The organism is Halomonas sp., assembly GCF_031581305.1.
Classification (GTDB): Bacteria; Pseudomonadota; Gammaproteobacteria; order Pseudomonadales; family Halomonadaceae; genus Halomonas.
In genome coordinates, this window is sequence record NZ_JAVLBC010000053.1 from 1 (window position 1) to 16,302 (window position 16,302).

At 66.7% G+C, this 16,302-nt stretch carries 17 protein-coding genes; 8 read left to right on the forward strand and 9 right to left on the reverse strand.

All coding sequences use genetic code 11. The features are described 5' to 3' along the window. The 3 genes from RI841_RS06400 to RI841_RS06410 form a co-directional block, all read right to left on the reverse strand. Positions 1–373: aldehyde dehydrogenase family protein (locus RI841_RS06400; RefSeq protein WP_310704749.1), on the reverse strand; the 373-nt coding region annotated here is incomplete at its 3' end. Positions 374–389: 16 nt separating this feature from the next. Beyond that, positions 390–1,673 (reverse strand): Xaa-Pro peptidase family protein, encoded by a 1,284-nt coding sequence (locus RI841_RS06405; RefSeq protein ID WP_310704750.1) that lies wholly within the window; start codon positions 1,671–1,673, stop codon positions 390–392. Positions 1,674–1,761: 88 nt separating this feature from the next. Then, on the reverse strand, positions 1,762–2,646 hold the full coding sequence (locus tag RI841_RS06410) for a hypothetical protein (RefSeq protein WP_310704751.1): 885 nt from the start codon (positions 2,644–2,646) through the stop codon (positions 1,762–1,764). Between the two features lie 102 nt (positions 2,647–2,748). On the opposite strand from RI841_RS06410, the gene RI841_RS06415 reads away from it, so the two are divergent. After that, the gene (locus RI841_RS06415; RefSeq protein WP_310704752.1) at positions 2,749–3,633 is read left to right on the forward strand and encodes a LysR family transcriptional regulator; all 885 of its coding nucleotides are present in this window, start codon (positions 2,749–2,751) and stop codon (positions 3,631–3,633) included. Between the two features lie 102 nt (positions 3,634–3,735). On the opposite strand, the gene RI841_RS06420 is transcribed toward RI841_RS06415, so the two are convergent. After that, complete coding sequence (locus RI841_RS06420; RefSeq protein ID WP_310704753.1) at positions 3,736–4,212, reverse strand: YbhB/YbcL family Raf kinase inhibitor-like protein; 477 nt, start codon at positions 4,210–4,212, stop codon at positions 3,736–3,738. Positions 4,213–4,356: 144 nt separating this feature from the next. Between RI841_RS06420 and RI841_RS06425 the strand changes: the two genes are divergently transcribed. Beyond that, positions 4,357–4,818, forward strand: coding sequence for a flavodoxin family protein (locus RI841_RS06425; protein ID WP_310704754.1), 462 nt, complete (start codon positions 4,357–4,359; stop codon positions 4,816–4,818). 241 nt (positions 4,819–5,059) lie between these two features. On the opposite strand, the gene fadA is transcribed toward RI841_RS06425, so the two are convergent. Both fadA and fadB read right to left on the reverse strand, forming a co-directional pair. Then, complete coding sequence (gene fadA / locus RI841_RS06430; protein WP_310704755.1) at positions 5,060–6,238, reverse strand: acetyl-CoA C-acyltransferase FadA; 1,179 nt, start codon at positions 6,236–6,238, stop codon at positions 5,060–5,062. Positions 6,239–6,301: 63 nt separating this feature from the next. Continuing rightward, positions 6,302–8,503, reverse strand: coding sequence for a fatty acid oxidation complex subunit alpha FadB (gene fadB, locus RI841_RS06435; RefSeq protein ID WP_310704756.1), 2,202 nt, complete (start codon positions 8,501–8,503; stop codon positions 6,302–6,304). Between the two features lie 144 nt (positions 8,504–8,647). On the opposite strand from fadB, the gene RI841_RS06440 reads away from it, so the two are divergent. Continuing rightward, positions 8,648–9,958 carry a DUF5924 family protein gene (locus tag RI841_RS06440; RefSeq protein WP_310704757.1) on the forward strand — a complete coding sequence of 437 codons (1,311 nt, stop codon included), beginning with the start codon at positions 8,648–8,650 and terminating at the stop codon, positions 9,956–9,958. A gap of 69 nt (positions 9,959–10,027) precedes the next feature. Continuing rightward, positions 10,028–10,471, forward strand: coding sequence for a transcriptional regulator SlyA (slyA, locus tag RI841_RS06445; RefSeq protein WP_310704758.1), 444 nt, complete (start codon positions 10,028–10,030; stop codon positions 10,469–10,471). Positions 10,472–10,476: 5 nt separating this feature from the next. Here slyA and RI841_RS06450 read toward each other — a convergent pair whose 3' ends face one another. Then, entirely contained in the window at positions 10,477–11,007 is a 531-nt protein-coding gene (locus RI841_RS06450) for a preprotein translocase subunit YajC (RefSeq protein WP_310704759.1), read from the reverse strand. 105 nt (positions 11,008–11,112) lie between these two features. Here RI841_RS06450 and RI841_RS06455 point away from each other — a divergent pair, with 105 nt between their 5' ends. Continuing rightward, positions 11,113–11,568 carry a universal stress protein gene (locus tag RI841_RS06455; protein ID WP_310704760.1) on the forward strand — a complete coding sequence of 152 codons (456 nt, stop codon included), beginning with the start codon at positions 11,113–11,115 and terminating at the stop codon, positions 11,566–11,568. Between the two features lie 78 nt (positions 11,569–11,646). Here the strand turns inward: RI841_RS06455 and RI841_RS06460 are convergent, their stop codons facing one another. Continuing rightward, entirely contained in the window at positions 11,647–13,578 is a 1,932-nt protein-coding gene (locus RI841_RS06460; protein WP_310704761.1) for an ATP-binding cassette domain-containing protein, read from the reverse strand. A gap of 100 nt (positions 13,579–13,678) precedes the next feature. On the opposite strand from RI841_RS06460, the gene RI841_RS06465 reads away from it, so the two are divergent. Together RI841_RS06465 and RI841_RS06470 are read left to right on the forward strand one after the other, a co-directional pair. Further along, entirely contained in the window at positions 13,679–14,566 is an 888-nt protein-coding gene (locus RI841_RS06465; protein ID WP_310704762.1) for a TatD family hydrolase, read from the forward strand. A 1-nt stretch (position 14,567) separates the two neighbouring features. Beyond that, positions 14,568–15,122 (forward strand): hypothetical protein, encoded by a 555-nt coding sequence (locus RI841_RS06470; RefSeq protein ID WP_310704763.1) that lies wholly within the window; start codon positions 14,568–14,570, stop codon positions 15,120–15,122. 6 nt (positions 15,123–15,128) lie between these two features. Here the strand turns inward: RI841_RS06470 and RI841_RS06475 are convergent, their stop codons facing one another. Next, on the reverse strand, positions 15,129–15,728 hold the full coding sequence (locus RI841_RS06475; RefSeq protein ID WP_310704764.1) for an elongation factor P hydroxylase: 600 nt from the start codon (positions 15,726–15,728) through the stop codon (positions 15,129–15,131). A 208-nt stretch (positions 15,729–15,936) separates the two neighbouring features. Between RI841_RS06475 and RI841_RS06480 the strand changes: the two genes are divergently transcribed. Then, the coding region (locus RI841_RS06480; RefSeq protein WP_405000918.1) for an MATE family efflux transporter at positions 15,937–16,302 on the forward strand (366 nt) is incomplete at its 3' end.

Below are 16,302 nucleotides of genomic sequence, written 5' to 3' on the forward strand. Positions count from 1 at the left end.
CGTTATGGGAGTACTGGCCCTTGAGCAACTCCGGCACACCGCAGGCGTACTCGACGTTCTCGATGCCGCGCTTGAGCTCGCCCATGGCGTCCTCGAGCACCTTGCCGTGCTCCTCGGCGACCAGCCGGCAGATCTCATCGGCGTCGCGCTCCAACAGCATCTTGAAGCGGAACATCACCTGGGCGCGCTTGGCCGGCGGCGTATCGCGCCAGGCCGGCTGTGCCGCCCGGGCGACATCGATGGCGCGCTCGACTGTCGCGGTGTCAGCCATCGGCACGCGGCCGATCACCTCGGCGCTGGCCGGGTTGGTCACGTCCAGGTGGCGTTCGCCTTCCAGGCGCTCGCCACCGATCCAGTGGGTCAGAGTCTGCATGTCGCGTCCTGGTGCTTCAATATTCACGGCCGAGCAGCGCCTCGTTAAACGGGTAGCGGGAGAGCTTCTCGATGCCGGTGTCGGTGATCAGCACCTCTTCCTCTAGCTTGACGCCGTCGGCGGCACCCACCTCCCCGATGTAGCTCTCCACCGAGACCACCATGCCGGGCTCGAGGATGCCGTCCGAGGAGAAACGTTCGAAGTCCATGTGGTGGGCCACCAACGGAGTCTCGCCATGCATGCCCACCCCGTGGATGATCGAGGGGTAGCGACGATCCAGGAAACGCTCGGGAATCTTCCAGGCCTTATCGGCGATCTCGCGATAGCTCATCCCCGGCTTGAGGATGTCCATGTTGTGGTGCACCTGATCGTAGGCCATGCGGTAGATCTCGCGCTGGTAAGCGCTGGGACGCCCCGGGCCCACCGGGAAGGTGCGCGAGAAGTCGGAGTAGTAGCCGTGGCAACCGATAGTATCGGTGTCCAGCGCCACCAGCTCGCCGGGACGGATCTTGCGATCGCTGGCCTCGTGGAACCAGGGATTGGTGCGCGGCCCCGAGTTGAGCAGGCGGGTCTCGATGAACTCGCCGCCGCCACGAATCACCTCGCCGTACATGATGGCGAACAGCTCGTTCTCGGTGACACCAGGCTTGATGGCGGCTTCCACCTCGGCCACCGATGCCTCGCTTGCCGCCATGGACTGGGCCAGGCAGGCGATCTCTTCGGGGGTCTTGATACGCCGGCAGTGAAGGGTGTCCTGCATGCAGTCGTAGACATCCAATCCCTGGGACTCCAGCGAGCGTGCCAGGTTGAGCGCACAGCGGTCCAGGCCGACCTTCTTGTTGCCGCGACCATGCTCCTGGACAAGCTCGGCGATCTCCACGCCGAAGGGGTCAGAGGAGAGGTTGTCGCGCTGGTTCACCGCCGACCACACCACCTTGGAGGTGCGCGACTCGTCTATGGTCTCCAGCCAGGTGGAGATATGGGCGCTGCCTGGGTACTCGAAGAGGATGATCGGGCCTTCCAGCGGCACGTAGACATAGCGCGTGGAGTTGCGCAGGAAGTAGCCAAACATGTTGCGCGAGCCGGTGGCATAGCGCTGGTTGTTGGGATCGAACAGCACCAGGGCGGCGTAGCCCTGCTCGGCCATCATGGCACGCAGGCGCTCCAGGCGCCCGGCGCGGAGCTGCTTGGGGTCGAAGGCAGTAGGGATGCTGTCGCCGTTGGCCATCGGGGCCGAAGGCACGACCGGAATCTGATCCGGTTCGCTGTCGGTCAGTTTTTCTGACTCTACGATGCTCATGGGGGGTCTCTCGTTGTGTCATCAGGGCAGTGGCCGCTTGGGGCGCGGCCATGGCTTAGGGCAGGCAGGGGAACATTGGACTCGGGGTTCAGTCGGCCAGACTGTCCGTGCGGTTCATGCCTTCCTTGAGCAGCCTTTCGTGGATCGGCGCCATGCGTCCGAAGATACGCTCGGCGCGCTCGGGGCGACCGATGAAGCCCGGCTCCTTGGCATAGGCGAAGATCACGGTATGGCGCTCCTTCTCGCCCTCCACCGGGGTGACCCGGTGCAGCGAGTAGCGGCCGAAGAACACCTGCAGGTCGCCGGGCTGAAGGTCGAGCGACTTGAGCCGCGAGCGGTCGCCGTCGATCACCTTCTCCACTTCCGCGAAGTTCTCGCCCTCGGGGCTGCGAATGCCCGGGGCATATTCGAAGCGGCCACCACCGTGGGACTGGCGGGTCATCATGGTGACGATGAACTCGTTGGTGTCGTAGTGCCAAGGGTGCTGACAGCCCTCACGCAGCACGTTGACCACCAGGTCAGCCAGCGGGTCGGCGTACTGGTGGATCTCCTCCATGCCCACCACGGCACCGATGAAGTGCTGGAAACCGGGATGCTCGTAGACCTGGCGGATAATGGTGTCGCCGTCGATGCGATCGCCTGCGACGAAGCCGTTGGTACGATCGTCGAAGCGGTTGAGGGGGTGGCTTTCGGGCAGCGCGGGGTCGCCGGCACTGTTGTAGGGATTGGTTTCGGTCTGGTTGTAGTGGGCCTCCGGCGAGAGACGCTCGGTCTCGCGCTCCAGACGCGCCAGCGCCGCTTCGGGCACGAAATTCTTGAGCACCACGCAGCCATCCTCGTCGAGCTGGCGGCGGCAGCTCTCGATCAGCTCGCGGCCGGCCGGACTGTCCAGGTTGTCGATGGGATAGTGGGCCAGGTCGATAAGGCCTTGCAGGGAAGCGTTGCTGGCGTGGTCCGAGGTGTCCACAGACATTGATTGCTCCGGTTTCGAGTACATGCTGGACAGCATAGTGATGACTCATCCATAATAAAAATGAATGATTGAGATATAACCAATTTCAAGAGCTCATTGATCATGGATACCGTGCTACTTCGCACCTTCGTCACCGTGGCCGAGTGCCAGGGCTTCAGCGCCGCCGGCAAGGTGCTGCATCGCACCCAGTCGGCGGTGAGCCTGCAGATCAAGCGGCTCGAGGACCAAATGGGCCAGGCGCTGCTGGAGCGCACCAGTCGCAGCGTCTTGCTGACCGCCCCAGGCGAGCGACTACTGCCCTATGCCCGCCACATGCTCAAGCTCGAGGATGAGGCCCGCGAGGCCCTGGGAGAGACGCAGCGCGGTGAACTGATCCGCTTCGCTACCTCCGAGGAGCAAGCCGCCGCCTACCTGCCCGCCTTGCTGCCCCGCTACGCCGAGCGCTTTTCCGATACCCGCCTGGAGATCCACTGCGACATAAGCGCCAGCCTGGTGAAGCGCTTCCAGGAGGGCCTGCTGGACGTGGTGCTATCGATCCGTCATCTGCCGACCCAGTCGGGCCAGCTGCTCGGCTGGGAGCCGATGGTGTGGGTGGTGGCCGAGGAGGTCTCACCGGCGAGCTGGGAGACTCTGCCCCTGGCGCTCAACCCCGAGGGGTGCATCTTCCGCGCCCATGCCCTCTCGGCCCTGGGCCGCGAGGAGCGACGTTGGGAGGTGCACTATTCCAGCCAGTCTCCCACCGGCATCAACCTGCCGGTGCAAGCGGGCCTGGCGATGACGGTGAAGACCCCGCGCAGTATTCCCGCGGGATGCCGCATCGTCGGCGAAGCGGAAGGCCTGCCGTCCCTGGGGCAGGTAGAGATCGAGCTGCACCGCCGACCGGGCCACACCAGCGAGGCCCTGGAGGCGTTCTGCGAGGAATTGGAGCACGTGGTGATCGACCACGAGGACGTGGCCGCCCCGGACCCGGGAGAGGTCGCTACCTGAGCCGAGGAGATTAACGCCGCGGGCCCGCGTCGATGGATGACGCGGGCCCGCTTGCGTTTCTTGCTCTTTTTGCTCTTCAGGAGCAACGCAACACCGCCCGGATCAGTCGCGCTGGTAGGTACCCACCAGGCGGTTCATGCCGAGCAGGTGGGGCTCGACCTGCTTGAGCAGTTCGGGCAGCGACAGCCCCTCCGGCAGGTCGGTGGCCTTGTCCAGCGCCAGCACCCAGAAGTAATACCGGTGGACCCCGTGGGCATCCGGCGGCATGGGGCCTCCATAGCCGTTCTTGCCGAAGTCGTTGAGCCCCGCAGTGCCCTCGCCGCTGTTCTCCTCGAGCGCGGTGGTGGAGGCCGGCAGATTGTAGAGCACCCAGTGCACGAAACCGTAGCTGCCGTTCTGCACCAGGGGAGCGTCCGGGTCGTGACAGATCACCGCGAAGCCCTTGGTGCCCTCCGGCGCGTCCTGCCAGGAAAGCGCCGGCGAGACGTCGTCACCCTCCCCCGTGTATTGCCTCGGAATGGCAGTCCCCGCCGCGAAGGCCGGGCTGTGCAACTGCATGGTCGAGAGTGCAAAGGCCATGGTGATCAACCTCCCTGGATATCGAATTGTCGGGATGACGGTGCGATAACGCCGACTCAGCGTCGAAGAAAGCCTGGCGCCTGTCAACGCCACCTCTCCATGGCATGATGGCCGGCAGCCACGCGTTCAACCCGAGAGACCGCCATGCCTCGCCTGCTGATTGTCGCCCACGCCCCCTCGGCCAATACTCTCAGGCTCCGTGAAGCCGCCGAGCGCGGTGCCCGCCACCCCGACATCGAGGGTGTCGAGGTCACCGTCAGGGCGCCGCTGGAGGCAGGTCCCGAGGATGTGCTGGCCTGCGATGCCATCCTGCTCGGCACCACCGAGAACCTGGGCTATATGAGCGGGGCATTGAAGGACTTCTTCGACCGCAGCTACTACCCGGTCCTGGAAAAGACGCAGGGACTGCCCTGTGCGCTCTATGTCCGTGCCGGCCGCGATGGCACAGGCACCTGCCGGGCGGTGGAGGGAATCGTCACCGGGTTGCGCTGGAAGTGGGTGCAGGAGTCTCTCGTGCTGCGCGGGGACTGGCAGGACGCCTTTGCCGATCAGGTAGAAGAGCTAGGCATGACGATGGCAGCGGGGCTCGAGGCCGGCGTGATCTAACCATATATGATGAAATTCCGTTGATAGTCCCACCGGCGCTTGAGCAACTGCTATACCTCAAAAAACCCTGCCTACGAGCAGGGATTCCAACGACGCTTCTGAAGCCACATCGGCTGTTCGCGTGACAACAAGACAATAACCGCATCCACCAGCACGCCACCCGAGGAACCAGAGCAGGCCTCACCACGCAAGACGGCACCTTCGGGGTGCCGTCTTGCGTTACCGTCCCCGGCCGGGCGGGTTACTTGAGCCGCTCGAACACCGTGGCCACGCCCTGCCCCATACCAATGCACATGGTCGCCAGGCCAAAGGTGGTATCGCGCTCCTGCATCACGTTGAGCAGCGAGGTGCTGATGCGCGCCCCGGAGCAGCCCAGCGGGTGGCCCAGGGCAATGGCGCCGCCATGGAGGTTGACCTTGTCGTCCATGGCGTCGTGCAGGCCCAGGTCCTTGAGCACCGGCAACGCCTGGGCGGCGAAGGCCTCGTTGAGCTCCACGGTCTGGATGTCGTCGATGGTCAGGCCCGCGCTCTTAAGCGCCTTCTTCGAGGCCGGCACCGGTCCATAGCCCATGATGGAGGCGTCACAGCCGGCCACGCCGGTGGAGAGCACCCGGGCGATGGGCTCGAGGCCCAGGGCCCTGGCGCGCTCGTAGCTCATCACCGCCATGCCCGCCGCCCCCACCGAGAGCGCCGAAGACGTACCGGCGGTGACGGTGCCGCCGCGGGGGTCGAAGGCCGGCTTGAGCTCGGCCATCTTCTCCAGGCTGGCGTCGTTGCGGATCACCTCGTCGCGGTCGATCCGCACCCGGAAGCCATTGGCGTCATGGCCCTCGATGCCGATGATCTCACGGTCGAACCCGCCGTTCTCCATCGCCGCCTGGGCCCGCTGGTGCGAACGCACGCCGAAGGCGTCCTGCTCCTTGCGGGAGATGCCGTGCATCTTGCCCAACAGTTCCGCGGTCAGCCCCATCATCATGGCCGCCTTGGCCACGTGCTTGCTGGCCGCCGGGTTGACGTCGACGCCATGGGTCATGCCCACGTGCTCCATGTGCTCCACGCCGCCGATGATGTAGAACTCGCCCATGCCGGCCCGGATGTTGGCGGCGGCGATGTGCAGCGCGCTCATCGAGGAACCGCACAGGCGGTTGACCGTCTGCGCCGGCACGGTGTGCGGGATGCCGGTGAGGATCGCCGCGTTGCGGGCGATGTTCATGCCCTGCTCCAGGGTCTGGTTGACGCAGCCCCAGATCACGTCGTCGACCTCGGCCGGGTCGAGCCCCGGGTTGCGGTCGAACAGCGCCTGCATCACCGCGGCGGAGAGGTTCTCGGCGCGCACGTGGCGGAAGGCCCCCTGCTTCGCCTTGGCCATGGCGGAGCGGGCACAGTCGACCACCACCACGTCTCTCGGATTCAAGCTCATCGATAGCTCCTTAAATAGTGTCCGGAACGTCCTGACCGTTGCGTGGCATATCCTGTGGACGCGTCAGCCCTGGGCCTGGCTGGCATAGAAGGTCTCGCCGGCGGCGGCCATCTGGCGCAGCTTCTCGGTGGGCGCGTAGAGCGGGCCGAGCTCCTCGGCCAGGCGCTCCGCCTGGCTGACGAAGGCGTCGACGCCCATGGCGTCGATGTAGCGTAGCGCGCCACCGCGGAACGGCGGGAAGCCGATGCCGTAGATCAGCGCCATGTCGGCCTCGGCCGGACTGCCGACGATGTCGTCCTCCAGGCAGCGCACGGTCTCAAGGCACAGCGGCACCATCATGCGGGCGATGATCTCCTCGTCGGAGAAGTCGCGGCGCTCCCGGGCCACCTCCTTGATCAGCGCGATGGCGGCCTCGTCGATGACCTTCCGGGGCTTGCCCTTGCGGTCCTCCTCGTAGGCGTAGAAGCCCTTGGCATTCTTCTGTCCAAGGCGGTCGTTCTCGAACATCACCTGGATGGCGCTCTTGCCCTGGCCATCGCCCCGCTCACCGGCCATGCCGGCCATGCGCTCCGGGAAGCCCTCGGCCATCACCTCGCCGGCGTGCACCGCGGTATCCATGCCCACCACGTCGAGCAGGTAGGCGGGGCCCATGGGCCAGCCGAACGTCTCCATCACCTTGTCGATCTGCTGGAAGTCGGCGCCCTGCTCCACCAGCTGGCTGAAGCCGCCGAAGTAGGGGAAGAGCACGCGGTTGACCAGGAATCCCGGGCAGTCGTTGACCACGATGGGCGTCTTGCCCATGGCCCGGGCGTAGGCCACGGTGGCCGCCACGGCGGCGTCGCCGGTCTTCTCGCCACGGATCACCTCCACCAGCGGCATGCGGTGCACCGGGTTGAAGAAGTGCATGCCGCAGAAGTTCTCCGGGCGCTTGAGGTTCTCGGCCAGGCGGGTGATGGAGATGGTCGAGGTGTTGGAGGTGAGGATGGTCTCCTCTCCCACCTGGCCTTCCACCTCGGTGAGCACCGCATCCTTGACCCTGGGGTTCTCGACCACCGCCTCGACCACCAGGTCGACGTGGCCGAAGTCGCCATAGGAGAGGGTCGGGCGAATGTTGCTGAGCTTCTCGGCCATCTGCCCGGTGGAGAACTTGCCCCGCTCCACCTGCTTGGCGAAGAGCTTGCGGGCCTCCTTGAGGCCGAGCTCGATGGCCTCCTCCTTGATGTCCTTCATCAGGATGGGCGTGCCCTTGGAGGCGCTCTGGTAGGCGATGCCGCCCCCCATGATGCCGGCGCCGAGCACCGCCGCCTGCTGGACGGGCCGCGCCTGCTTCTCGTACTGGCTGCCCTTCTTCTTGACCACCTGGTCGTTCATGAACAGGCCGACCAGGTTGAAGGCCACCTCGGAGAGCGCCAGCTTGGCGAAGGCCTTGGCCTCGATGGCCTGGGCGCGGGCGCGCGACTCGCCGGCGCCCTTCTGGATCACCTTGATGGCCTCCACCGGCGCCGGGTAGTGCGGCCCCGCCTTGCCCTTGACGTAGCCCTTGGCGGTCTCGAAGGTCATCATCTGCTCGATGGGGCCGAGCGTGAGCGGCGTGCTCTTCTCGGCGCGGCGGGCCTGGTAGTCGAGCTCTCCCCGGTGGGCGCGGGCCAGGATGTCGAGGGCCGCGGCCTGCAGCTGCTCGCCCGGCACCACGGCGTCCACCGCCCCCATCTTCAGGGCAGCCTCGGCGCGGTTCTCGGTGCCACCGGCGATCCACTCGATGGCGTTGTCGGCGCCGATGAGCCGCGGCAGGCGCACGCAGCCGCCCCAGCCGGGCAGGATGCCGAGCTTGGTCTCGGGCAGGCCGATCTTCGCGGACTCGGCCATGACGCGAAAGTCCGTGGCCAGGGATATCTCGCAGCCACCACCCAGGGCCAGGCCATTGATGGCGGTGACGGTGGGGAACGGCAAATCCTCGATGGCATTGAAGATGCCGTGCACCCGCTCGAGCATGGCCTCGAGCTGCTCTGCACCCTGCTCGAACATGCCGTGGAACTCGGTGATGTCGGCACCGACGATGAAGGCTGCCTTGGCGCTGCCGATCACCAGCCCCTCGAGCCCCTTCTCGGCACGGATAGCCGCGACGGCCTCGCCCAGTTCCGCCACCACGGCGCTGGAGAGCTTGTTGATGGACTCGCCCTTCAGGTCGAAGGCAAGGATGGCGATGGCATCGCCTCCTTCCTCGGGACCACGCGCCACCGTGATGGCATTGCCTTGATAGATCATCCACGAACCTCCATGCAGGAATTCATACGGCCGTTTGATTTTCGACAGCTTGGTGCAGCCGATCCCGAACGTCAAGCCCCTGCCGACAGCATGGCAGGTCCCGACGACTCACCCCAGCGGGACGGGCGCTGTTAGACTCGACGGATGAACCGAGAACCGCCGAGGAACGCCTCCCCCCCTCCTGCCTCCACGGCCGCCGGCAGGCCGTCGCCGCGCCTCGGCGCCTGGCAGTCCCGCCTCGAACGCCTGGTGGAGCGTGCCCGTCCGTGGAGCTGGCTGTGGCCCCCGATGGCCCTGGCCGCCGGGCTGGGGAGCTTCTTCCTGGTCGAGCGCCAGCAGTGGCTGGGCGGAATGCTGGCGCTGGGCATGCTGCTGGCCTGGGTGCTGCTGCTCTACGAGAGCCTGATCGGCCGACTGCTGGTCCGGCGTGGCTATCCGCCCCTGCCCCGGGGTGTGACCATCTTCATCGCCCAGCTGATCCACCAGGAGACCCTGTTCTTCACCCTGCCCTTCCTGCTCGCCACCACGGTATGGCACAGCGGCCAGGCACTCTTCACCCTGCTGGTCCTGGCCATGGCGCTGCTGTCGATCCTCGACCCGCTCTACTATCGGCTGGCCGGTCGGCTGCGCTGGCTCTACTTCGCCTTCCATGCGCAGTGCGTGTTCCTGGTGATCCTGGTCACCCTGCCCACCCTGCTGCACCTGACCACCGGCCAGAGCCTGCTGCTGGCCATCGGCGCCATGGTGCTGTTCAGCCTGCCGAGCCTGATGCACCTGCTGCGGCCCATGAGCCCCTCGCGCTGGCTGGCGATGCTGGCCCTGCTGCCGTTGCTGGCCGGCGTGGCCTGGGCGGGCCGCGCCTGGGTGCCGCCGGCCAGCCTGTGGATCTCGGGCAGTGCCCTCTCGCCCGAGTTCGATACCGAGGCCAGGAGACCGGTCGGCAGCACCCCCCTGACCCCGGCGGCTCTGGCCAGCGAGGGGCTCTATGCCTTCACGGCGATCCATGCTCCCCGCGGCCTGCGCGAGGAGGTGGTGCATGTATGGCGACAGGACGGCGAGGAGGTCGACCGTATCCCGCTGGAGATCCAGGGGGGACGTGCGGCCGGCTACCGGGCCTGGAGCCACAAGCAGAACTTCCCCGAGGATGCGCGTGGCGCATGGCGCATCGACGTGATGACCGACAGCGGCCAGCGGATCGGCATGCTGCGCTTCACGGTAAGTGACGACGCCCAGGCGGCCACCCTGGCGGACGGCACGATCCAGCGGCCCTCGGGCATTCCCGGCCTGGATATCCGTCAGCTGCTGCCCCGCCCCGAACCGTCCTCCGACGACACAGCCGCGGAGGGTGGCGGAGAGTCGCCAACGAAGGCGCCCACCACGCCAGGGGCCGTAGCGACCCCGGATGGCGAGCAGGAGTCAGGCGATGACGCTGGAACGGACGAGGACGTGCAATGATAAGCCTGCTTGCATTCCACGCTAACGGTTCCGACAATCCGGAGAGGTTTCTCCCGGATGCACAGACCCATGCACCAGAACATCGGCTTCCAGCTGTCCCGCGTGCCACGTCTGTGGCGCGCCGTCATTGACCGGCGACTGTCGCCGCTGGGCCTGACCCAGACCCGCTGGATCACCCTCTACCATCTCTGGCGGCTCGGTGATGGCCAGCCCCAGTGCGACCTGGCCCGGGTCATCGGCGTCGAAGCCCCCTCGCTGGTCCGTACGCTGGACCAGCTCGCCGAGCAGGGTCTGATCGAGCGGCGCGGCTGCGAGCAGGACCGCCGCACCAAGCGTATCTACCTGACTCCCGAGGCCACGCCGCTGCTGGAGCAGATCGATGCGGTGGTCAGCCAGGCACGGAGCGAGATGTTGGCCGGTCTCGATGACGCCGAAGTCGCCCAGTTGGCGAGCCTGCTGTCACGCATCGAGGAGAACGGCCTGGCGATCCAGGCCCGTGAAGACGCGGAGTGACACCGTCAAGCACGCGGGCCCTCCAGGGGCACCTCCTTCTCGGGATGGTCGGGACGCCCAGCGAGGGCATCACGCAAGGCCGTGAAGTCTTCCAGGTAGCTGGAGAAACGCTCGGCATCCTGTGACTCCCACCACCAGAGGCCGAGAGCCGTCCTATTCGACTCCAGCACCATGGCATCCAGAGGCAAGCGCGTCAGCAACGCCTCGAGCGGTGCCTCGGCCGCTGACGGCAGTGGCCGCAGCGGTTCGAAGCGCCAGTACCAACCATGCCGGAACGGCTTGAGCGCCGGTCCGGCCTCAGCGTCTCGCACCAGCGTGAAGTCAGGACCAGGCTGTTGCGGCGGATAGGGCCAGCGGTAGTGGGGCATGACACCCCTGGCTTCATGAAACGGTGGCTTGTCCAGCTTGACGGTGACGCCCGCCCGGCTCATGGCCGTGCGCATCTGTGCCACCCGCTTCTGGCGCGGGCTCGGCTTGATCCAGAGTACCGGTGAAATCACCAGCATCACCGCGACGAGAATGATCAACCAGGCCATGCCGTTCTCCTTGTGAATCTTGATGCAAGTCGTTGTCTTGTCACGCAAGGCGTCCTAGAGTGGAAGCATCCAAAACACGCTGGACGCTGAACGGAGAGTCACACCATGAGCAATGAATATCGTCATGTCCTGGTCGCCGTCGACCTGACCAAGGACTCCCACAAAGTGCTGGAGCGGGCGATGCAGATCGCCGACCGCAACAAGGCCAAGCTGTCCATCATGCACACCCTGGAGCCGCTGGGCTTCGCCTATGGCGGCGACATCCCCATGGACCTCACCAGCATCCAGGATCAGCTCGACGAACACGCCAAGCAGCGCCTGGCGGAGATCGCCGACAGTCATGTGCCCCGCGAGAACCAGCATGTGGTGGTGGGCATGCCCGACACCGAGATCCACCGCTTCGCCGAAGAGCAAGAGGTCGACCTGATCGTGGTCGGCTCCCATGGCCGCCATGGTTTCGCCCTGCTGCTCGGTTCCACCTCTACCGGCGTACTGCACGGTGCCCAGTGCGACGTGCTGGCCGTGCGGGTGGGTGCCAAGGGCGAGGAGAGCGAGGAATAACAACCCTCCCCTCACCGCAAAGGCGCCTCCGAGGCGCCTTTGAGGTTTCAGGCCCGACGCCAGCGAATCATCCCCTTGTCACTCGCCGGCCGCCATCGCCTCCAGCTCCATCCAGCGCTCCATCGCGGCTTCCAGCGCGGCCTGGGTGTCGTTGAGCGACTGCAGGGTCGCCGAGACCGTCTCGGCATCCTGCTGATAGAAGGCCGGATCGCCCACTTGTGCCTCGAAGGACGCGATCGCTTCCTCGAGGCGCTCGATCTCGGCCGGCAGGCCATCGAGCTCGCGCTGCAGCTTGTAGGAGAGCTTGACCGGCCGGCTCGCCGGAGCAGCCTCGGAGGCTGCCTTGGCCGGTGCCGGGGTATCGCTCGCCGCCGGGGCCACAGGTTCGGCATGTTGACGCGCCGCCCCCTCCCAGGGCGCTGGCGGCAGCCGACCACCCTGGCGCACCCAGTCGCTGTAGCCGCCCACGTACTCGCGCACCCGCCCCTGGCCCTCGAAGGCCAGCACGCTGGTCACCACGTTGTCCATGAAAGCGCGGTCGTGGGAGACCAGCAGCAGGGTGCCGTCGAAGTTGAGGAGCAATTCCTCGAGCAGTTCCAGGGTCTCGACGTCGAGGTCGTTGGTCGGCTCGTCGAGCACCAGGACATTGGCCGGCTGGGTGAACAGCTTGGCCAGCAGCAGGCGATTGGACTCGCCACCGGAGAGTGCCTTCACTGGTTGGCGGACCCGCTCGGGGGTGAACAGGAAGTCCTGCAGGTAGCTCATCACGTGGCGGTCGCGGCCGCCCACGGCGATGCGATCACTCCCCTGGGCCACGTTGTCGTAGACGCTCTTCTCCGGCTCCAGCCCAGCGCGCAGCTGGTCGAAGTAGGCGACCTGCAGCTTGGTCCCGAACTGCACCTTGCCTTCGGTTGGCTCGAGCTCCCCGAGCAGGATCTTGAGCAGTGTCGTCTTTCCGGCACCATTGCGGCCAATGAAGCCGATGCGGTCGCCACGCTGGATCTCCAGGCTGAGATCGTCGATCACCACCTCATCGCCGAAGCGCTGGGTGACGTGCTCGAGGCCTACCACCCGCTTGCCGCTACGCCCGCCGCTGTCGACGGCGAGCGAGGCCTTGCCCTGGCGTTCGCGGCGTTCGCTGCGCTCCCGGCGCAGCTGCTCCAGCGCCCTCACCCGGCCCTCGTTGCGGGTACGCCGTGCCTTGATGCCCTGGCGAATCCAGGCTTCCTCCTGGGCGAGCTTCTTGTCGAACTCGGCATGCTCCCGGGCCTCGACCTCCAGCTCGTGGTTCTTCTGCTCCTGGTAGGCCGCGTAATCCCCGGGGTAGCGGCCCAGGCGCCCACGGTCGAGCTCGAGGATCGCCGTGGCGAGCCTCGACAGGAAGGCCCGGTCGTGGGTGATGAAGAGCACAGCGCCATTGAAGTCCAGCAGTTGCTCCTCCAGCCAGGCGATGGTGTCCAGGTCCAGGTGGTTGGTGGGCTCGTCCAGCAGCAGCAGGTCGGGCTCGGCGACCAGCGCCCGGGCCAGTGCCACGCGGCGGCGCCAGCCACCGGAGAGGGCAACCATCTCGGCGTCGGCAGGCAGCCCCAGACGGGTCAGCACCACGTCGATGCGCTGATGGAAGGACCAGCCATCGATCGCCTCGATCCGTGTCTGCAGCTCGGCCATGCGTCGCATGTCCGGCTCCTCGTCGTGGATCAGGTGGTGATACTCGGAGAGCAGTTCACCGGCCTCGGGGAGGCCCTGAGCCACCACGTCGAAGATGGTCTGGCCGGTGGCATCCGGCAGCTCCTGGGCGAGCACCCCGATCTTCAATCCCGGTGCACGCCAGATGTTACCGCCATCGGCCTGGATCTCGCCGGCTACCAGCTTGAGCAGGGTCGACTTGCCGGTGCCGTTGCGCCCCACCAGGGCGAGGCGCTCGCCCTTCTCCAGCACCAGGTCGGCGCCGTCGAGCAGCACATGGGTGCCGTAGGCCAGTTGCAGCTGTTCCAGACGTAGCAGGGTCACGCGCTCACCTCTTCATTCATTGAGGGCGCTAGTGTAACGCATGGCCGGCCCGACGTGGCGACAGGTACAATGCGCGGCTGATCCCTGATGGAGTTTCAACGTGGTTGCCCCGACCGACACCTTCGACGACACCCTTCCCGAGGCCCTGCGATTCACCTCGCCCGCCCCGCTGGTGGACATCGGCGCCAACCTGACCCACAAGAGTTTCGCCAGGGACCTGCCGGCGGTGCTGGCCCGTGCCCGGGCAGCGAACGTTACCACGCTGATCCTCACCGGCACTGACCGCGAGTACGCCGAACAGGCCGTAGCGCTGGCCCGTCGCCATTCGGGGCTCTTCGCCACCGCGGGGGTGCATCCCCACGATGCCAGCAATTGGGGCTCGGCACTGGAGCAGGCCATGCGCGACCTGCACCGCCAGCCCGAGGTGGTGGCGGTGGGCGAGTGCGGCCTCGACTTCAACCGCAACTTCTCCACACCCGCCGAACAGGAGCGCGCCTTCGAGGCCCAACTCGGCCTGGCGGCGGAGAGCGGCAAACCTCTGTTCCTGCATGAGCGCGATGCCGGACGCCGCATGCGCGAGATGCTGCATGCCTGGCGAAACGACATCGGAGACGCGGTGGTGCACTGCTTCACCGCCGACCGCGAGACCCTCTACGCGTACCGGGACCTGGACCTGCATATCGGCCTGACAGGCTGGCTGTGCGACGAGCGCCGCGGCCACCACCTGCGGGAGCTGGTCGGCGAGATCCCCCTGGACCGGCTGATGGTGGAAACTGACTGCCCTTACCTGCTGCCGCGCAATTTACCTGCCAAACTCAAGGGCAGACGCCACGAACCGGCCCTGCTGCCTTGGGTCGTGAGAGAAATTGCCCAGTGGCGGGGCATGGACGAGGCCGCGCTGGCCCGTGCCACCACCGCCACTGCGCTCGCCTTCTTCCGCCTGCCGGCGAGCGAGACGCAACCCACCATCGAACATGAGGAGCCCTGACATGGCCGGCCCCGAGAGCAAAGAGATTCCCGGTTTCATCGCCGTCGAGACCGGCGAGGACGGCGGGTTGCCGCTGGCCATTGCCTGGACGCTATCCGACGGGCGGATCAAGCATACCCTGATCCAGCCGGACGACGACTGGCTGGATAACGAGATGGTCTCGCTGGGCGAATACAGCCTGGAGGAGCTCAACAGCATGGGCGTGAGCCCGCTGGACGTGATCCGCGAACTGGAGAATGACCACTTCAGCAAAACCCTCTATACGGCAGGCGTAAGTGATGACGAAGCGGCGATCTCGCGACTCTTCGACACCTACGGCCTCGACCCCTTCGTCGAACTGGCCCCGGCAGACAGTCTCTACAATGAGCTCGACCCTGGCGACTGGGCCCGGGCCCGGGGCGAGCTGTTCGGCGAGCTGGGCCTGGAGCCGCTGCGTCCCGAGCACGAGGTGGCGGTGATGCTCAACCTGCACCAGCGCCTCGACCCGGGCGTCGCACCTCCCGAGGCCCTCCCCTTCGATGGTCAGCTACTGGACGGCGAGGACGGCGAGGACTGAGCGGGACTAGACCCCCGAGCGCTCCGGGAGATCCGTGGCTCGCTCGACGGGACGTGACCCTGCCGACCCGAGCCGACGGCGCCCAGTCGCCACGGCCTCCTCGAGGCCGGCCCCCTCCTGGTAGAAGGCCGCCAGGGTCCGCCGGAAAGCCGTGGCACGGATCGGCAGGCCCTCGCGCACATAGCGCTCGGCACGCGCCTCGACCCGGGCCTGGAAGCGCTCTCGGTCGACCTCCACCTCACCCAGGTTGTCGACGCTGACCTGGAAGGGCCGGCCACAAGCCTGCGAGAAGAGCAACTCCAGCGCCTGGGGCGCAACCTCCACCGCCTCGAACTGGCGCTGCTGGCCGGCATCCCGGCCGTCGGGCAGGTACCAGTAGCCGTAGTCCTCGAGTCGACGCCGACGATCCCCGGCGATGCACCAGTGGCTGACCTCGTGCAGGGCGCTGGCGTAGAAGCCGCGGGCGAAGATCACCCGGTGCCAGGGGCAGGCCTCGTCTGCCGGCAGGTAGAGCGGCTCGTCACCACCGCGCACCAGGCGAGTTTGGTAGCGGGGCAGGAAGAGGCCGTCGAACAGCGCAATGACATCCTCGAGTCGGTGGCTCACGCAGGCTCCTGGAAGGTGTAAAGGTCGACATTATAGGGGCAAGGAAGCGCGGCGCGAAAATCGTTGCCTCCTGATAGACTGGACGGCCTGCCGGCGCTCGTCCCGGGCCCGACGATACCGCCCTTACCTCCACACGCATGGAGCTGCTGCCTTGGCCTCGTTTGCCTCACGCCTGCTGGCCACCAGCCGCAAGGAAACGCGCCCCCTGATGCGCCTGGCGCTGCCCATCTGCGGGGCCCAGCTGGCTCAGGCCGGGATGAGCGTCGTCGACGTGATGATGACCGGGCGACTCAGCGCCACCGACCTGGCGGCGGTCTCGGTGGGCTCCAGCCTGTGGATGCCGTTGATGCTGTTCATGACCGGCACCCTGATGGGGCTGACGCCGATCGTCGCCCAGTTGCTGGGGGGTGGTCGTACGGCAGGGATCCGCCCCAGCGTCCACCAGGCGCTGTGGATCGCCCTCGCTCTGGGCATGGTCGCCGCGGCGCTGCTGTGGTTCACGATGATGCCCATCTTTCGCCTGATGGCGGTGCCCGAGGAGGTCGCCAGCCGTGCCACGGCCTATCTGGCGGCC

Coding starts and splice junctions, on each gene's coding strand:
- RI841_RS06455 (WP_310704760.1), top strand. CDS start 11,113: ATGAGCAATGAATATCGTCATGTCCTGGTCGCCGTCGACCTGACCAAG.
- RI841_RS06420 (WP_310704753.1), bottom strand. CDS start 4,212: ATGGCCTTTGCACTCTCGACCATGCAGTTGCACAGCCCGGCCTTCGCG.
- fadB (WP_310704756.1), bottom strand. CDS start 8,503: ATGATCTATCAAGGCAATGCCATCACGGTGGCGCGTGGTCCCGAGGAA.
- RI841_RS06415 (WP_310704752.1), top strand. CDS start 2,749: ATGGATACCGTGCTACTTCGCACCTTCGTCACCGTGGCCGAGTGCCAG.
- fadA (WP_310704755.1), bottom strand. CDS start 6,238: ATGAGCTTGAATCCGAGAGACGTGGTGGTGGTCGACTGTGCCCGCTCC.
- slyA (WP_310704758.1), top strand. CDS start 10,028: ATGCACCAGAACATCGGCTTCCAGCTGTCCCGCGTGCCACGTCTGTGG.
- RI841_RS06440 (WP_310704757.1), top strand. CDS start 8,648: ATGAACCGAGAACCGCCGAGGAACGCCTCCCCCCCTCCTGCCTCCACG.
- RI841_RS06405 (WP_310704750.1), bottom strand. CDS start 1,673: ATGAGCATCGTAGAGTCAGAAAAACTGACCGACAGCGAACCGGATCAG.
- RI841_RS06450 (WP_310704759.1), bottom strand. CDS start 11,007: ATGGCCTGGTTGATCATTCTCGTCGCGGTGATGCTGGTGATTTCACCG.
- RI841_RS06425 (WP_310704754.1), top strand. CDS start 4,357: ATGCCTCGCCTGCTGATTGTCGCCCACGCCCCCTCGGCCAATACTCTC.
- RI841_RS06470 (WP_310704763.1), top strand. CDS start 14,568: ATGGCCGGCCCCGAGAGCAAAGAGATTCCCGGTTTCATCGCCGTCGAG.
- RI841_RS06410 (WP_310704751.1), bottom strand. CDS start 2,646: ATGTCTGTGGACACCTCGGACCACGCCAGCAACGCTTCCCTGCAAGGC.